Genomic DNA, 254 nt, shown 5'->3' with positions numbered 1-254 from the left:
CGGGCCGACAGCTTGCCGGAGAACTTGTCGCCGAAGTCCGAGTAATCCTCATAGCGGCCGGTGACGCCGGCCGATAACTTGTCGGTCAGGTCCGCTTCCAGGCCGGCGTAGACGGCGTAGTTGTCGAGGTCGGCATCGACGGCGTTGAGCGGGGTGAAGCCGCCGAAGCCCTGCGCACCGGTGCCGATGTAGGAATTGGGCTCGCACGCGCTCTGTTCCCCCTTCTCACGGCGGTACTCACCGCCGAAGGCCAG

General features: G+C 66.1%; 1 protein-coding gene. It reads right to left on the bottom strand.

Annotation, left to right across the window (positions count from 1 at the left end):
• A partial coding sequence (locus ACQG3P_RS20740) for a TonB-dependent receptor domain-containing protein (protein ID WP_426806107.1) occupies nucleotides 1-254 on the bottom strand: 254 nt, incomplete at both ends.

Source organism: Stenotrophomonas sp. SrG, from assembly GCF_050031795.1.
GTDB classification, from domain to species: Bacteria; Pseudomonadota; Gammaproteobacteria; order Xanthomonadales; family Xanthomonadaceae; genus Stenotrophomonas; species Stenotrophomonas rhizophila_A.
Note: the sequence above shows the minus strand (reverse complement) of the source record. Positions and strands in the feature narration are given on the sequence as shown.